The organism is Candidatus Filomicrobium marinum (assembly GCF_000981545.1).
GTDB lineage: Bacteria > Pseudomonadota > Alphaproteobacteria > Rhizobiales > Hyphomicrobiaceae > Filomicrobium > Filomicrobium insigne.
Genome location: NZ_LN829119.1, coordinates 992,711 through 1,007,563, shown reverse-complemented (window position 1 = coordinate 1,007,563; position 14,853 = coordinate 992,711). Strand labels below are relative to the sequence as shown.

Sequence of the window (14,853 nt, the reverse complement as noted above, 5' to 3'; positions counted from 1 at the left end):
CTCCGCCTTCATAAGATCAGCCGACAGATTCGGTGTTCACCAAACCGCGCTTTTCAAGCAGACCATCGATCTCAGGCGGGCGGCCCCGGAAATCGATGTAGGCTTGATGCGGATCCTGGGAGTTGCCTGCGGCGTAGATCGCCGATTTCAGGCGGGCGGCAACATCAGGGTTGTAGATGTCGCCGGTTTCCTTGAACGCTGCGAAAGCGTCCGCATCCATGACCTCAGACCACAGGTAGCTGTAGTAGCCTGCGGCATAGCCCCCGGTGATGTGTGTGAAGTGCGGAAGGCGATGGCGCATGACGATCTCGCCCGGCATACCGATGCGGTCCAATGCATCACGCTCGAATTCGGCGGGCTGGAATAAGCCCTGTTCCTCTAGCGCGTGCATTTCGAGATCCAGCAATGCGCAGGCCGTGTATTCGACTGTCGCGAAGCCCTGATTGAACTGCTGTGCTGCTTTCAATTTGTCGATCAGAGACTGCGGCATGGGCTCGCCGGTTTGATAGTGCAAAGCGAACCGGCCCAGAACCTCAGGCTCGCCAAACCAATGCTCATAGAGCTGCGAGGGCAGTTCAACAAAGTCACGCGCGACTTTGGTGCCTGCCACCGATGGATACGTGACGTCAGACAGCATCCCGTGCAGGCCGTGGCCAAACTCATGGAAGAGCGTGCGGGCATCGTCCATGGAGATCAGCGTTGGTTCGTCATCGGAGCCGCGCGAGAAATTCATTACATTGACAATGATCGGCCGAACCGGCTCGCCGTCCAACTTGTGGCTCGCCCGTAGATCCGTCATCCAGGCGCCCGAACGCTTGCCCGATCGCGCAAAATAATCCGCCATGAAGATAGCAACATGGAGACCGTCTTTATCGGTGACCTCGAAGACGCGCACGTCGGGGTGAAAACGCGGAGCATCCGGCAGCTCTGTGAACTTCAAACCAAACAGACGGCCAGCCGTGTCGAAGGCGGCGGCGATAACGTTGTCGAGCTTGAGGTATGCGCGTAGTTCGCCCTCATCCAAGTCATAGCGGACTTTGCGTTCACGCTCGGCATAGTAGCGCCAGTCCCATGGCTGAATGGCAAAATTACCGCCTTCGGATCGTGCGCGTTCGGCGAGTGCGTCGCGCTCTTCCATCGCGCGCTTCTTGGCTGCAGGCCACACGCGGTCCAGCAGACCGCGCACCGCTTCTGGCGATTTCGCCATGGTATCGGCGAGCACGTAGTCAGCGAAACTTGGATAACCCTTAAGCCGAGCTATTTCGGTGCGCAGACGAACGATCTCCGCCAACGTCTCGCTATTGTCCGTCGCTCCACCGCCGGCACCACGATCGATCCACGCGCGAAATGCGGCTTCGCGCAAATCGCGGCGATCCGAAAACGTCAAGAAGCCTTCGACGCTGGATCTGCCAAGGGTAATGGCGTGGGCATTGTCTCCAGCGAGGCCCAAATCCTTTGCGGCACGGCGCGCGTTCGCTCTTGCCATGGGGGGCAGACCAGCCAGATCTTCATCACTCATCAGAGGCAGATGCCAAGACTGCTCATCGGCGAGGACATTTTGGTTGAACTGGGTGGCGAGCTCAGCGAGGCGGCGATCGATTTGCGCAACGCGTTCTCGCTCTTTCGATCCGAGAGCTGCGCCCGCGCGTATGAACCACGTATTGTAACGATCTAGCACACGCGCTTCTTCGGGCGTCAGATCGAGTTCGGCCCTCGCGTCATAGAGCGCCTTAATCCGCTCATACAGCTTGCTGTTCAGGAATATCGTGCTGCTATGGGCCGCAAGCGCAGGGGCAATGTCGCGTTCGATCGCCTGCAGATCCGGCGTGGCGCAAGTACTGACCTGATTGAAAAAGACGTCGGCGACGCGTTCGAGCGGCAGGAAGCTGCGATCCATGGCAGCAATAGTATTGGCAAACGTTGGTGCCTCTGGATTTTCTGCAATCGTCCGGACGTCTTCTGCGTGCGCGTGCATGGCCGCTTCAAATGCCGGAGCAAAATGGCGTGGCTCGATTTCCGAGAATGGCGGCAGGCCGAAGGGTGTGGTCCAGGTTTTCAGAAGAGGATTGTCGTTCTGATCGCGGTTGATTGTGGACGCAGCCAAGCTGCCCGTGCCGTTCGTGGCTGAACTCATTCGCCGAATTCCCTGTGTCGGATCACTACGTCGGCTCCGCTCAAGAGCCGATTGCCGGATACTCATATAGGAGTGCGCCACGCGGATGGCCACTTCGGAAAAATAAGGAGGGGCGACCAGAAAGTAGAAAGGGCCGGTTGGGGGAACCGGCCTTTCTTTTTGGGAATGGGCAACTAGGAGAGACGTTGCCATCAGGTCCGATCCGGCGAGTAAACTCCGGGGGCTGGGGGGCTGAGAGTTCCGAAGCCGTATCCCGCGGATCGAACCCAGAGGCAACGGTTGATAATGTGCCCTTGATTTGCGGCCTCAGATTGGCCGGTCCGCGACGTGAATCTGACCAATAAAAGGTCATTCCGTGTGCGAATCCTCCGAGATGCGGCTAGCCAGAACGTCCCTTTGAGAGGCTGCTTCAATACTTGCAATAGGCTCGTAATACGGCGATCATGACTACTCTGTGACAAGGGAGGCGCGTTTTGAGCGATTCAGAACCGATAACAATCCTCCGCCCGCGTGCGAACGATGCAGCCGCTGGTGCCATCGCCGCCGGGCCCGACAAGGTTCCCCCGACGACCTGTTTCAATCGACACGAATTGAGAGAAATACTCGCGGTTTACGGCCGTAAGGTCGCTGCCGGTGAGTGGCGAGACTATGCGATCGACATGAATCGCGAGAAGGCGGTCTTCTCTATCTTCCGCAAAGCTAGCGAGTGGCCACTCCTCCGCATCGAAAAGGTTCCGAAGCTGGCACGCAAGCAGGGTGCGTATAGCGTTATCGCGGCCACCGGTGTGATTTTGAAGCGCGGACACGATCTGCGACGCGTTCTCGATGTTCTGGAAACGAACCGCATGCGCGTCGTGCGCTGAGCTGATTCTCGAACACGTTTCGAGAGGTACAACACAGAAAGGGCCCCGACTAATGTCGGAGCCCTTCTTTTGTTTCGGTGTAATTGGTAGCTTATGCCGCTTATTCGCGATTGCCGAAGAGCTGGAGCAGCATCATGAACATGTTGATGAAGTCCAGGTAAAGGCTGAGCGCGCCCATGATGGCAGCCTTCGCGACCATCGTAGAGTCGTGACGGATAGCGAGGTACTCGTCCTTGATGCGCTGCGTGTCATAGGCCGTCAGACCTGCGAAGACGAGAACGCCGATAACAGAGATGGCGAAAGCCAAGGCGCTCGACTGCAGGAACCAGTTGACGATCGCGGCAATGATGATGCCGACAACGCCCATGATCAGGAATGAGCCCCAACCACTCAAGTCACGCTTGGTCATGTAACCCCAAGCGCTGAGGCTGGCAAAAGCTGCTGCTGTGACGAAGAACACCTGCGTGATCGACTGGCCGGTGAAGACCAGGAAGATCGAGGAGAGCGACACGCCCATAATGGCTGCGAACGCCCAGAACGTCATCTGCGCGGCGCCGATGCTCATCTTTTGAATGCGAAAGCCAAGGAAGAAGACAAAAGCCAGCGGCGCCAGCATTACGACCCACTTCAACGGCGAGGCATAAAGAGCCGTACCGAACTCTGTGAGGCCTGCGACTTTGCCATCAGCCCCCGTGACAACGGCTAGGGTGTAGACCAGGTAAGCAACTACGCCGGTCAGGCCAACGCCAGCCGCCATGTAGTTGTACACACCCAGCATGTAAGAGCGCAGCCCTTCGTCTACGGCCGCGCCTGTTCGCGTCGTAGCGGTCGCTGCCTGTGCATACCTGTTTTCGTATTCGGTCATCTGTTAATTCCCTATGGCCGGTGCGAGTATTATTTTTCGGCTTGCGATTGGAATATGTCGTGTTCCGCTCGCCGTTTCAAGGAGCCGAAAGAGTATTTTTGCAGTTTGACTTAGTGATCGAATTACGGATCGGCAAGGTATATTTCACGACCTCAGTGCTATTGAGACCTTAAATAGGGCACAGGTCGTGCCCGCAAGACTTGCCAAGTCCCCAGACCGCCGAAAATCAGAATTAAGCCCAATGCGAGCCCAATAGCTTCCAAAACTGCCTGGAACGAGAAGAAAAACGGCACATCGATCACTTGGCTGAGTGCCAATTCCGCCGACATCGTGCCAAGCACAATAGCAAATCCTGCTGTCAATAGACCGAGCAGCATATACTCTATCGCATGAGCGAGCAGGATCCGACGGCGCGTGGCGCCCAACGCCTTAAGAATCACCGCCTCTAGAATGCGGCGACGTTGCGCTGTAGCCAGAGAGCCTGCGAGTACGAGAGCGCCTGCCAATAGAGTAACACCACTCGCGATACGGATCGCGGTGATGATCTTTTCGAAGACGTCGTTAAATGCCGTGATGGCATCACGAACTCGGATGACGGTGGTTGTCGGGAACGACTGCGCTACCGATTTGGCCAACGCGGCTTCCTGCTTGATGTCGACATTGTCGGGCAACGCAATCGTCGCAAGCATGTTGTTTGGCGCGCCAGCCAGCGTGTTTGGGGAAAACACCATCACAAAATTGATTGAGAGACTGTCCCAATCCAGTTCGCGCAGGTTTGCAATACGGGCTGTGATGTTGCGGCCCAAGACGTTGACCGTAACTGTATCGCCGATGCTCAAGTTCAAGAGCTTCGCAAGGTCGGCTTCAAAGGAGACAAGCGGCTCTCCGCTATAATCAGCTGGCCACCATTCACCCGCCGTTACACGCGAACCGTCCGGGACTTCTGTGGAATAGGTGATGCCGCGATCACCGCGCAAAACCCACTCCGCATCCGGTGGCGCCTTGATGCTTTCTACAGGACGGTCGCCGAGTTTGATCAGCCGGCCGCGCAGCATCGGTGCTTCCTTGACCCTGGCGCTGGGTACTTTAGCTAGAATGTTGTCGCGAAAAGTAGAGATTTCGGTCTTGGGAATATCCAGCACAAAATAGTCGGGTGCATTTTCAGGAAGCTTTCCGTTCAATTCCTCGACCAATGAGGCATCAGTCAGTGCCACTGCTACGAGTAATGAAAGTCCCGCTCCAAGAGAAAGAATAATCGATCGGGTCAATCCGCCAGGACTTCCGATATTCCCAATCGCAATTGCCAATTCCGGCAATTTTGATCGGGGAATTTTCCCTGCCGCCCATGTTACGGCTAAGCCGAGCGCATAAAAAACCAACAAAACAACAACCAACGCAGCGCAAAAATAAATTGCGATTTTGGACGTGTCCGCGCTCAAGATCGCAATAACGGCGAGTGCCAGCGCCAGTCCGCCCGTCGCGATCATGATGGCGAGGCTCGGCAGTCCACCCGTGTTGCCCACCTCATCGCGGAACAGGACAGCCGGAGAAATCTGTTCGGCACGACCCAACGGCCAGATTGAAAATAGAAGGGAGACCAGCAAGCCATAGCCCGCAGCAGCCGCAAGGCTCATGGGTGAGACCGTGAGTTCCGTGGGTAACGGTAGCAAGTGCCCGTATTGTGCCTGGAGCACAGCGGGAATCAGGGTGCCGGCAACCAGCCCAATGGCGATGCCGATTGCGGCGATAGCCAGGATTTGCGCCAGAAAGGCCGCAAAGATTTGACGGCTCGTGGCACCTATCGCCCGCATCGTCGCGATGGTGCGGCGTCTGCGGTCCACAAATTGAGCGACCGCATTGGCAATACCGACGCCGCCCACAATTAAAGCGGCCAAGCCGAGGAGCGTCAGGAATTGCCTCAGCCGATCCAATGTCTTGCGGATCTCTGGCGACGGATCACGTCGATCCCCTATCGTAAAGCCGCCATTCGATAGTCCTGCCTTGAGTGCTTCGTGCGCGTCCATTAGGTCTTTCGGTGTTTCACGATCCGGGCCCAGCGCCAGGGCGTAGCGCCATCGCACCAGGGCACCGGGTTGTATGAGGCCGGTATTCTGCAATGTCGCGATGGACACAAGGACGCGCGGCCCGTACGTGAGGCGATCGACTAGTCCTTCGGGCTCTTTCTCAATGAAAGCGCGAATCTCAAGTTGCGCTTGGCCCACCGTAATCTTGTCGCCGACTTTCAGCCCAAGTCGTTCGAGCAGGATGGGTTCCACGGCGGCGCCATTGTCGCGCAATACATCTGGAAGAGATGCACCTCCGCTAAGCTCAAGACGTCCCGCTAGCGGATAGGCTCCATCGACGCTCTTGAGCTCCGCAAGCATCTGATCGCTGCCATCGGGCAATTTCGCCATGATCCGCATTGTCGCGGTTTCGCTGATCTTACCCACCCCATCAAGGATCGCACGTTCCTCGGCATTCGCACGCGTGTGCATCCTGGAGATGGCGATGTCGCCGCCCAAGATCGTGCGGCCATGGCGCTCAAGACCCAGATTGAGCGAGTCCGCCAGCGTTCCAACGCCCGTGATCACCATGACACCCAGCGCGACGCACAGCATGAAGATAATGAAGCCATCGAACCCAGCGCGCATCTGCCGGCCAGCCAAGCGCAGCGGCAGCGGAAGAACCGAACGCCGTTCACGATTGGTGGATTGCGCCACTTCGACTGCCGTCATGCTGTTTCCTTCGCCGCAGAGGCAACACTTGAGCCGGCCATGCTCAGGCCGCGTCCTTCAGATCATCCGCGGAAATGATGCCATCGGTCATGCGGAGAGTACGCTGGCAGCGTTCGGCCAATCGTTCGTCATGAGTCACCAGGATGAGGGTGGCGTCGGAACGACCGTGCAGTCCAAAGAGAAGCTCGATGATGTGCCGTCCGGTTTCGCCATCCAGATTTCCGGTCGGCTCGTCAGCGAGAATCAAGCGGGGCTTGGTGGATAAAGCGCGGGCCAACGCGACGCGTTGTTGCTCACCACCGGACAACTCGGCTGGAAAATGCTGCAGGCGAGACCCAAGTCCAACTTCACCCAATAACTCGCGGGCACGGGAGGCCGCATCAGGCGATCCCTGGAATTCGAGCGGGAGTGCAACATTCTCAAGCGCCGTCATCGTCGGAACGAGGTGGAAGGATTGGAAAACGATGCCGATTTCAGTGCCGCGCAGACGCGCGCGCTCGTCTTCGTCGAGTTTGGAAAGATCCTGCCCCGACACGACGACGCGACCACTGGTCGCGCGTTCGAGGCCGGCTAGTACCATCAGCAGCGATGTCTTGCCAGATCCGGACGGCCCCAGGATCGCCACAGATTGGCCCGGTGTCAGATCCAGCGTGATGCCGCGGAGGATTTCGACAGCACCGGCGCGACTGGTCAGACTGAGACGAACGTTGTCCAATGAGACAATGGGAGCAGGCACGTGTACGGAACCTCCAGAAAAGTCCGGCCGATGGTAATGCGGCAATGCTGTGGATGTCAGCAAGCCAACCACGTCGTAACGCTGGTTTGAATGCCAATGGATGAGGGTTGAGGCGCTATCGTGATGAAGTCGAGATTTCGCGCACACTTTGGTGAGATGTCCGGGGTCGCTCCCATAAGAGCTTGGCTTGCGATTATCTCCATAGGACTGACGGTGTTCATGGCGTTGGATGTGGGACTTGCCCGGGCAGGCGACAAGCCTTTGAAGATTGTGGCTTTCGGCGACAGCCTGACCGCAGGTTACATGCTTGAGCCGTCCGCGGCTTTACCTATTCAGCTTGAAGCTGCCTTGAAAAAACGTGGGTACTCGGTCGTTGTGGAGAATGCCGGCGTCTCAGGTGACACGACGGCCGCGGGGCTTGCACGTTTTGACTGGGCAATCCCGACGGACACCGACGCCGTTATCCTTGAACTCGGGGCCAACGATGCCCTCCGAGGCATAGACCCCGAATTAACGCGAAAGAACCTTGAGCAGATCCTTGAGAAGCTTCGCGAACGCGACATCAAGGTTCTGATTGCCGGCATGATCGCGCCAAAGAACTGGGGCGAAGCGTATTCGAATGCGTTTGACCCCATATTCTCAGAATTGGCGAAGACGTATGGTGCACTCTACTATCCTTTCATCCTCGAAGGCGTAGCGACTGACGCTACGCTTAGTCTTGACGATGGAATGCACCCCAATCGCAAAGGTGTGGCGGAAATCGTCCGGCGCATGCTGCCAAAGGTTGAAGAACTGATTGCGGAAGCGAAGTCTGGGTGAGACGCTGCGTTTCCCATTTTTTTCAAGAGGTGGAGTCAGAGGCCGTTCAGGTAAAAACCACTACATAAAAGTTGTCATATGACAGCGGAGGGTTACACCCATGCCTCGTCTTTTTACCGGTATCGAACTCCCTGAAGATCTTCGCGACGATCTCGCCGATATGGAGCAACCTCTTCCCGGCGCTCGCTGGATCGATACCGACGACATGCACATCACGCTGCGGTTCGTCGGCGACATCGACAATCGGACCGCGAGCGAGTTCGCCGATATGCTTGCGGGCATCGACGTGAACGCTTTTCATGCCCGCATTTCCGGGCTCGGTACGTTCGGTGGAAAAGAGCCGCGATCGATTTGGGCCGGCATCGAAGCTGGTCCGGAACTGGAACAACTCGCGCGTGCTCATGAACGCGCTGCGAGGTCTGCCGGTCTCCCGCCCGAAGGTCGTCAGTTCAAACCCCACGTTACGATCGCGCGGTTGAAGTCCACCCGTCCCGAAGTCGTTGCTCGGTATCTCGAACACTTCGGCGGCTATCGCTCGGAACCCTTCCTCGTGACGCATTTCACGCTGTTTTCCTCGAAGCCAAAGGTCGGGGGTGGTCCATATGTTGTCGAGGAGACCTTTCCCCTATTTGGCGGTGGCAACGCCCAGGGGTTGATGGCCTATGGGCCCGGCTAGGCAATAGGCGCTCAGCGATAGCTCCGAGGTGCGTCGCCGGGCCACGTATAAGCCGATGTTCCACTTCCCCAGCCGTTGAACTGGCTGGACGCAGGCTTTGACGGGTTGCGCTTGTGATCTCTGTTTGAGGGTCGGCGCCGTGAGTGTTTTGGCTGGCCACGTGAGACGATTGGGTTTGCGGCGGTGCGGGTGTTTTGAAGCGGTGACGCTTCAGCTTCCATTTCAGAGCCAGCGTCCGCGGTGATCGTCTCTTCAGACTTCTCGCTCTCCGTGATGCTAGGTTCCGACGGCTCCAATTGAACCTTCGCTAAAGTTAGTGGCCGTGTTTCTTGTATCTTGGCCATCTCAGCCTCGTAGCGATAGCGCAGATGACGTAACCGCTCGCTCGACGACCACGGCATAGGCCGGCAGGAACACCCATCAATAAGGCGTTTACGATAGACATATGCGGTTGGCAGAGTGGCATAGGAGCGGCCGGTTAGGTCAACCATGCGCTCTGGGTCGGGGTCACTCGCCGGCATATAAAAGAGGCGGGAGTCGTCTCCGCAGCTCGATTTACATTTCGCCGCGTCACGGTGGAAGGCGCCCCGCATGGTGGACGAGCTTATGGGGAAGTAGTACCCGTCGCACATGCGCACGCACATCGTGCGGTACCGCGCTGGGCTAATCTGAGATTCCCGGATGTCATAATCGGATTGCCACGTCGGGTGGCTGTTGCGAGGAGATGAACGGTAAACGGTTGGCTTTTGCGGACCAGAGGCAAATCCAAAGAGGTTTTGCAGTAGTGATTGGGCGTGCGCGTCCGGCCCAACCAAGGTTACTGTACAAACGGCAACCCAACCCGCGCCGCGCAAAGTCCAACGCATACCCAACCCCGAACACTCCAAGGATGCCCGTCTCCTAGGCTAGGGACGAGATCGTCCGCGTATCATCGTGCGCGATCCCAAATAATTTGTGAACTGAAGGATGGGGTGGCCGAGAGGAACGCTAACTATCCGCTGGCGGAGTCTTTTATTTTGAGGCGGGTTGGCGAGATGGTGGCTGCGCAAACGCCTGTTCAACGGGCACCGTGAACGGTTTCGATGTGCGCTGTCTAAACCAGAACTGGTAACCATCGGCCGAGTTTTCAGAAGGCTTAGTTGCTGTGGCTTGAACCGTCACGATCGATGCTTTGGCCGCCATTGTGGTGGGATTGGTTGTATCGCGGAACAATGCATAGGTAACAGCAAACGTAACCCATAAGGTCCCGACGAGCAGGGTGACAAAAGACACCTTGAGAAAATTGCTTTGCAAAAACTGGAAGAGGTTAAACATCGTCAACGCTGGAGCGAAAATAGAATCACGGCCTGAATCTGATCGCAACCGGAAACACGTCGGCAGCCCGCATGCGATCTTTCCTTGAGTTAAGCAACGATCGAGTTGCCAATGGGTTGCGTATCGCAGCTAACAATTTTTTGCGGCGAGTGCCGCAACGGCTCTTCACCTTGCTTAAGGGTAAACCTTATTTGATGAACTATATTTCAAGTATAATCTTTCCTGCCGCTTTACGCTGATCGATGAGCTGCAAGGCCTCAACTCCACGTTCCAGGGGAAAAACGGCGCCAATTCGAGGTTCTAGATTTCCATCAGCCACCCATCTCAGGAGTTGGCTGAGATTTTCGCGATGGCGTGTAACATCACGCTTAACTGCTTCACCCCAAAAAACACCTAACGCCGCGCATCCCTTCAGAAGCAAAAGATTGAGTGGGAGTCGAGGGATCTCGCCCGCGGCAAAACCTACGACGAGAAAGCGGCCCTCCCAAGCCATGGCGCGGATCGCTGGTTCTGCATACGGGCCGCCAACGCAGTCGTAAACGACATCGACACCGATGCCATTCGTGAGTTCGCGCAGGCCAGTTTTCAAATCCGTGTCGGCGTAGCACAGCGTCTCGTCGGCGCCGTGTTGACGGCAAATCTCGAGTTTTTCGGGCGACGATGCGACCGCGATGACCCGAGCTCCGAGAAGTTTGGCAATTTCGACGGCCGCTAGGCCGGCGCCACCGGATGCTCCCAGTACAGCGACCGTTTCGCCGGAACGCACCTTAGCGCGGTCTCGCAGCCCGTGCAGCGCAGTGCCATATGTGATTGCGACACCAGAGGCCGTCTGGAAATTCACACCGTCTGGAATGTGGACAAGGTGTTCGGCTGCAACGGAAATTTTCTCTCGCGCGCCGCCCCATCCGAGATATGCGGCCACTCGATCTCCCGGTACCAATCCGCTGACGCCCTCGCCTACAGCCTCCACCACACCCGCAATCTCCCCTGACGGTGAGAACGGCAGATCAGGTTTGTGCTGATATTTTCCCCTCGTGATGAGCGTGTCGAAAAAGTTGAGGGCCGCTGCGCGTACCGCAACGATAACTTGCCCCTTGGCCGCGATTGGATCAGGTAGGTCAGCCAATTCCAGGGCTGCCGGACCGTCAAGGGACTTGCACAACAGTGCCCTCATGTGAAACCTCTTAGTTGAAACCCGGACAGCCAATGCATTCCGCCGTCAGATCGGCGACGCGCGATTGGATGCCCACCCCGTTCTTATCGCAAGAGAAAACCATGACATCAAACTGGCCGCCGACGCCACGCGGCTATTTCGCGATCGGTGCTGAGCGTATGTCGAAAGCTCTCAATCTCGGCAACTTGATGCGTTCCGCGCACGGATTTGGAGCGAGCTTCACCTTTACGGTGGGCGCCACCTATCAGGCTCTCGAGGCGCGCGCAGACACCTCGAAGGGCCAAGCGCACCTGCCACACTACAATTGGCGCAGTCTCGATGAAATGGCATTGCCCTCGGGCTGCAAACTTGTCGGAGTCGAATTGCTCGATGACGCCATCGACCTGCCCAGCTTTCGACATCCAATGCAGGCTGCCTACGTTCTTGGCCCGGAAATGGGTTCACTCTCTCCCCAACTCCTGGAAAGATGCGACTACGTCGTCAAGATCCCGACGCGGTTCTGTGTCAATGTCGCAATGGCCGGTGCGATTGTGATGTATGATCGCGTTAGGTGTTTGGCGCGGTTCGCAGATCGGCCGCTGAGTGAGGGAGGGCCAGACAGCGCGAGCGTTGCAAATTTGCAAGGGCGCTGCTCCAATCCGGTACGAGGGTGACAAGACCCGCCTATTTTTTCTATATGGGTTGGGTGGGGAATTAAATGCAGAGGACGCTGATCAGACTCATGTTTTTACCAGACAGCAGATGGACTGTTTCGCCCGCCATTGCCGTGGCGATTTTAGTTGCCGCCACTAGTGCCGCGTCCGCCGCCAATCTGGTGAAGACTTTTAGAGATTGGAGCCTATTCTCTCACGAAGAGGCCCAGAAGAAAATTTGTTTCGCCGCGTCACAACCCAAGGAAAGCTCACCGGTCGATTCCAAGCGGGACGCTGTGTTCTTTTACATATCCGCCTGGCCCAAGGACGGTGTGAAGTCAGAAGTCAGTATCCGACTCGGTTATCCGATCAAGAAGGGTAGCACTGTCACGGTCGATATCGGTGGTGCCAAGTTCGATCTATTTGCAAAGGATGACAAAGCGTTTGTCGCTGATCCGACGCAAGAATTGAAACTGATCGACGCGATGAAGCGCGGCACCATCATGAAAGTTGAGGCGACGTCCGAGAAGGGAACAGCGACTGCCGACAACTATTCCCTTATGGGCATTTCGAACGCGCTTCAGGGCCTTTCTTCTGAATGTCCGTGATGGGCTAAGGTCGCAGTCGATTGCCCGGCCACAGTGAGTTGGCCCAGGTTACAAAAAGCCACGGAGTTCGGCTCATTCCGCTCCGTGGCTTTTTAAATTCGCTCTTAGAAATCGAAAATCTCACTTAATATGGACGACTTCTTCTTCTTGCCGTAGTGCCGGTCACCGGAGTCATAGTGCCGATCGTCCCGGCGTTCCTCGCGATACCTATCGCCGTCCCTGTGCCGTGGCTCCGTGACCTGCTTCACAAGCTGTTCCCCTTCGCCCGAACGTTCGATAATTTTGTCGAGCTCTCCACGGTCCAGCCACACGCCCCGGCATTTTGGGCAGTAGTCCACCTCGATGCCTTGGCGCTCTGTCATTTTGAGTTCGGTGTCATCGATCGGGCACTTCATAGGGCAACTTCTCCTTTTGATGCGTTGGTCCTATGTGGGCAGCGTTCCTCACACATCAAGTTTGTAAGAGGCGATTGAATCCAAACACCCACTCATCGCCTTTTCGCGCGCAACTGGACGTACAGTGCGCCTTCGCCTCCGTGAGAAAGCGACGCGGTCGTATAACTGACAACCAGGGATCGCATGTCGGGCTCAGACAGCCATCGAGGCACGTTTCTTTTGAGCACGCCGCGTTCTGGCGTATTCCAGTGGGTAATGTCCCGATCATCACGTTCAGAACTGCCCCCCTTACCTGTAATGACGAGTACCCAGCGCAAACCGCGTGCATGCGACCCGAGCAAGAACGCGCGCAAAGCCGAGTGGGCTTCGTGCTGCCTCATACCGTGCAAATCAATGCGTGCTTCGATCTCTGTTCGCCCTGAGCGAATACGACGCGCGGCACGCTGATCAAATTGAGCGAGGTGTGGGGTTTTAGATGGGGGCGTTGGCGAGGGACGATGTGATTTGTTGGGGTGAGGGGCTTTAATCTGCGTGCGATCTAACTTGACATCTGCCGGGCTGTTCTCCGCTTGAGCAGATGCCGTGCTTGAGCGAAGTTCGACGCTCGTCCCGAAGATCACCCTCGACTTCTTCCCGCTGCGTAAGGGATCAAGACGCTCGGTCGTGTGACGCCAAAGCGCTATATCCTCTTCAGAAAGAAGCTTGTTCTTGTCGGATCGTAACCGGCGCTTTGTCATTCAAGGTGTCGCGTTCGTTTCAGACGTGCTCCTTGCGGCTCTCGGCCCGTTGGGCAGCAGTACGATAAATCGGCCCTCGTGCTTGGTCTGACCCGCCCGTTGGCCTGCTTGCAATCCCGTTCCGAAGAACAGGTCGCCGCGTTCAGGACCTTTGATGGCCGAGCCGACGTCCTGAGCGATCATGAGACGGTTAAAGCCGGTTGAAGAGTCGTCCGCATGTGTTAGCCGAGGTGCTCGGACAAAAATCGGCGTACCGATCTCATGAAACGCCGTGTCGACTGCAATGCTGCGGCCCGGACTAAGCGCAATATCGTCAACGCCGAGAGCGGCGGATTCCGAGACTGGCCCCAGCTCCTTGAAGAACACATAAGATTCGTTCTTCCACATAACATCCCGGGCGCGGATCCGATCGGCCTTCAACCAATCAATCAACGCCTGAAGTGTCATGTCCTCACTTGGGAAGAGGCCGTTGTCGATGAGAAAGCGGCCAATCGATGTGTAGTCGAAACCGTTTTTACCGGCATAGGTAAGGCGGACAGTGCTGCCATCCTCGAATCGGATCAGTCCGGATCCCTGCACCTGCATGAAAAACAGGTCGATGGGATCTTCGACATACAGCAACTCGAGACCCTGCGCCTCCAACGCGCCTTGATCGATTTCCGCGCGCGTAAAGTAGGGCTTGAGACCTTCAGCAGTCCGACGTGCGTGAGTTCGTTCACCGGCGCGGGCTCCGCGCTCTGCCTCATCAATGAGATTTACAAGGTCATCAGGACGGGCGTAGACCGGAACGAAAAATTTATCGGATCGTCGACGGGCGCCGGAGAGCTCAGGCTCATAGTAGCCCGTCAGGATTCCTGGCGCACCTTCGTAACTCAGACGGTAGGGTGTGAAGTTTTCTTCGAAGAATTGACGCGCAACATCCCCTGATACGCTCCCCTGATTTACCCGACTTAGCTCACAGGCCCGGCGGCAAGCTTTGAGCAAAGCTTCTGAAGGCTGCGGACGGCTGTTCGTTGAAGTGGCGGTGGCGCGTTCGATTACGCGGGGGGCTGATTTACAGAATGCAACGAAGGCCGCAGCATGGTCGTCGCCTGCCCAGCCTTCAAGTTCTGCAAAAGTCTCAGGTTCGAACGAAATACGCGGAGCACCCATCTGCCATTACCCT

General features: G+C 56.8%; 15 protein-coding genes. 5 read left to right on the top strand and 10 right to left on the bottom strand.

Annotated features, from left to right (window positions below):
• Positions 1 to 16 precede the first annotated feature (16 nt).
• Positions 17 to 2,134 carry a M3 family metallopeptidase gene (locus YBN1229_RS04945; RefSeq protein ID WP_082101021.1) on the bottom strand — a complete coding sequence of 706 codons (2,118 nt, stop codon included), beginning with the start codon at positions 2,132 to 2,134 and terminating at the stop codon, positions 17 to 19.
• Between the two features lie 473 nt (positions 2,135 to 2,607).
• Between YBN1229_RS04945 and YBN1229_RS04940 the strand changes: the two genes are divergently transcribed.
• A complete protein-coding gene (locus YBN1229_RS04940) occupies positions 2,608 to 2,997 on the top strand; it encodes a DUF2794 domain-containing protein (protein ID WP_052743712.1) in 390 nt (129 codons plus the stop codon).
• Positions 2,998 to 3,097: 100 nt separating this feature from the next.
• On the opposite strand, the gene YBN1229_RS04935 is transcribed toward YBN1229_RS04940, so the two are convergent.
• The 3 genes from YBN1229_RS04935 to YBN1229_RS04925 form a co-directional block, all read right to left on the bottom strand.
• Positions 3,098 to 3,862, bottom strand: coding sequence for a Bax inhibitor-1/YccA family protein (locus YBN1229_RS04935; RefSeq protein WP_046477173.1), 765 nt, complete (start codon positions 3,860 to 3,862; stop codon positions 3,098 to 3,100).
• Positions 3,863 to 4,020: 158 nt separating this feature from the next.
• Positions 4,021 to 6,597, bottom strand: coding sequence for an ABC transporter permease (locus YBN1229_RS04930; RefSeq protein ID WP_046477170.1), 2,577 nt, complete (start codon positions 6,595 to 6,597; stop codon positions 4,021 to 4,023).
• Positions 6,598 to 6,640: 43 nt separating this feature from the next.
• A complete protein-coding gene (locus tag YBN1229_RS04925; protein ID WP_082101020.1) occupies positions 6,641 to 7,333 on the bottom strand; it encodes an ABC transporter ATP-binding protein in 693 nt (230 codons plus the stop codon).
• A gap of 156 nt (positions 7,334 to 7,489) precedes the next feature.
• On the opposite strand from YBN1229_RS04925, the gene YBN1229_RS04920 reads away from it, so the two are divergent.
• On the top strand, positions 7,490 to 8,152 hold the full coding sequence (locus tag YBN1229_RS04920) for an arylesterase (protein ID WP_046479987.1): 663 nt from the start codon (positions 7,490 to 7,492) through the stop codon (positions 8,150 to 8,152).
• Between the two features lie 100 nt (positions 8,153 to 8,252).
• Entirely contained in the window at positions 8,253 to 8,828 is a 576-nt protein-coding gene (gene thpR / locus YBN1229_RS04915) for an RNA 2',3'-cyclic phosphodiesterase (RefSeq protein WP_046477168.1), read from the top strand.
• A gap of 11 nt (positions 8,829 to 8,839) precedes the next feature.
• Here the strand turns inward: thpR and YBN1229_RS04910 are convergent, their stop codons facing one another.
• From YBN1229_RS04910 to YBN1229_RS04900, 3 genes are all read right to left on the bottom strand, one after another.
• Positions 8,840 to 9,694 carry a DUF2865 domain-containing protein gene (locus YBN1229_RS04910; protein WP_076605283.1) on the bottom strand — a complete coding sequence of 285 codons (855 nt, stop codon included), beginning with the start codon at positions 9,692 to 9,694 and terminating at the stop codon, positions 8,840 to 8,842.
• Between the two features lie 145 nt (positions 9,695 to 9,839).
• The gene (locus YBN1229_RS04905; protein WP_139165291.1) at positions 9,840 to 10,142 is read right to left on the bottom strand and encodes a hypothetical protein; all 303 of its coding nucleotides are present in this window, start codon (positions 10,140 to 10,142) and stop codon (positions 9,840 to 9,842) included.
• A gap of 199 nt (positions 10,143 to 10,341) precedes the next feature.
• The gene (locus tag YBN1229_RS04900) at positions 10,342 to 11,316 is read right to left on the bottom strand and encodes an NADPH:quinone oxidoreductase family protein (protein WP_046477161.1); all 975 of its coding nucleotides are present in this window, start codon (positions 11,314 to 11,316) and stop codon (positions 10,342 to 10,344) included.
• A 101-nt stretch (positions 11,317 to 11,417) separates the two neighbouring features.
• Here YBN1229_RS04900 and YBN1229_RS04895 point away from each other — a divergent pair, with 101 nt between their 5' ends.
• Entirely contained in the window at positions 11,418 to 11,969 is a 552-nt protein-coding gene (locus YBN1229_RS04895; protein ID WP_244465010.1) for an RNA methyltransferase, read from the top strand.
• A 44-nt stretch (positions 11,970 to 12,013) separates the two neighbouring features.
• Positions 12,014 to 12,556, top strand: coding sequence for an invasion associated locus B family protein (locus tag YBN1229_RS04890; RefSeq protein WP_052743711.1), 543 nt, complete (start codon positions 12,014 to 12,016; stop codon positions 12,554 to 12,556).
• A 104-nt stretch (positions 12,557 to 12,660) separates the two neighbouring features.
• Here the strand turns inward: YBN1229_RS04890 and YBN1229_RS04885 are convergent, their stop codons facing one another.
• From YBN1229_RS04885 to mltA, 3 genes are all read right to left on the bottom strand, one after another.
• Complete coding sequence (locus YBN1229_RS04885) at positions 12,661 to 12,951, bottom strand: zf-TFIIB domain-containing protein (RefSeq protein WP_046477159.1); 291 nt, start codon at positions 12,949 to 12,951, stop codon at positions 12,661 to 12,663.
• Positions 12,952 to 13,043: 92 nt separating this feature from the next.
• Entirely contained in the window at positions 13,044 to 13,688 is a 645-nt protein-coding gene (locus tag YBN1229_RS04880) for a Smr/MutS family protein (protein WP_046477156.1), read from the bottom strand.
• Positions 13,689 to 14,840, bottom strand: a complete 1,152-nt coding sequence (gene mltA / locus YBN1229_RS04875; RefSeq protein ID WP_046477153.1) for a murein transglycosylase A — start codon at positions 14,838 to 14,840, stop codon at positions 13,689 to 13,691.
• Positions 14,841 to 14,853 lie beyond the last annotated feature (13 nt).

Excerpts from the sequence above, each read along its gene's own strand:
- YBN1229_RS04930 (WP_046477170.1), bottom strand. The coding sequence starts at position 6,597 with ATGACGGCAGTCGAAGTGGCGCAATCCACCAATCGTGAACGGCGTTCG.
- YBN1229_RS04900 (WP_046477161.1), bottom strand. The coding sequence starts at position 11,316 with ATGAGGGCACTGTTGTGCAAGTCCCTTGACGGTCCGGCAGCCCTGGAA.
- YBN1229_RS04920 (WP_046479987.1), top strand. The coding sequence starts at position 7,490 with ATGTCCGGGGTCGCTCCCATAAGAGCTTGGCTTGCGATTATCTCCATA.
- YBN1229_RS04885 (WP_046477159.1), bottom strand. The coding sequence starts at position 12,951 with ATGAAGTGCCCGATCGATGACACCGAACTCAAAATGACAGAGCGCCAA.
- YBN1229_RS04910 (WP_076605283.1), bottom strand. The coding sequence starts at position 9,694 with ATGCGTTGGACTTTGCGCGGCGCGGGTTGGGTTGCCGTTTGTACAGTA.
- thpR (WP_046477168.1), top strand. The coding sequence starts at position 8,253 with ATGCCTCGTCTTTTTACCGGTATCGAACTCCCTGAAGATCTTCGCGAC.
- YBN1229_RS04895 (WP_244465010.1), top strand. The coding sequence starts at position 11,418 with ATGACATCAAACTGGCCGCCGACGCCACGCGGCTATTTCGCGATCGGT.
- YBN1229_RS04935 (WP_046477173.1), bottom strand. The coding sequence starts at position 3,862 with ATGACCGAATACGAAAACAGGTATGCACAGGCAGCGACCGCTACGACG.
- mltA (WP_046477153.1), bottom strand. The coding sequence starts at position 14,840 with ATGGGTGCTCCGCGTATTTCGTTCGAACCTGAGACTTTTGCAGAACTT.
- YBN1229_RS04880 (WP_046477156.1), bottom strand. The coding sequence starts at position 13,688 with ATGACAAAGCGCCGGTTACGATCCGACAAGAACAAGCTTCTTTCTGAA.
- YBN1229_RS04945 (WP_082101021.1), bottom strand. The coding sequence starts at position 2,134 with ATGAGTTCAGCCACGAACGGCACGGGCAGCTTGGCTGCGTCCACAATC.
- YBN1229_RS04905 (WP_139165291.1), bottom strand. The coding sequence starts at position 10,142 with ATGTTTAACCTCTTCCAGTTTTTGCAAAGCAATTTTCTCAAGGTGTCT.
- YBN1229_RS04890 (WP_052743711.1), top strand. The coding sequence starts at position 12,014 with ATGCAGAGGACGCTGATCAGACTCATGTTTTTACCAGACAGCAGATGG.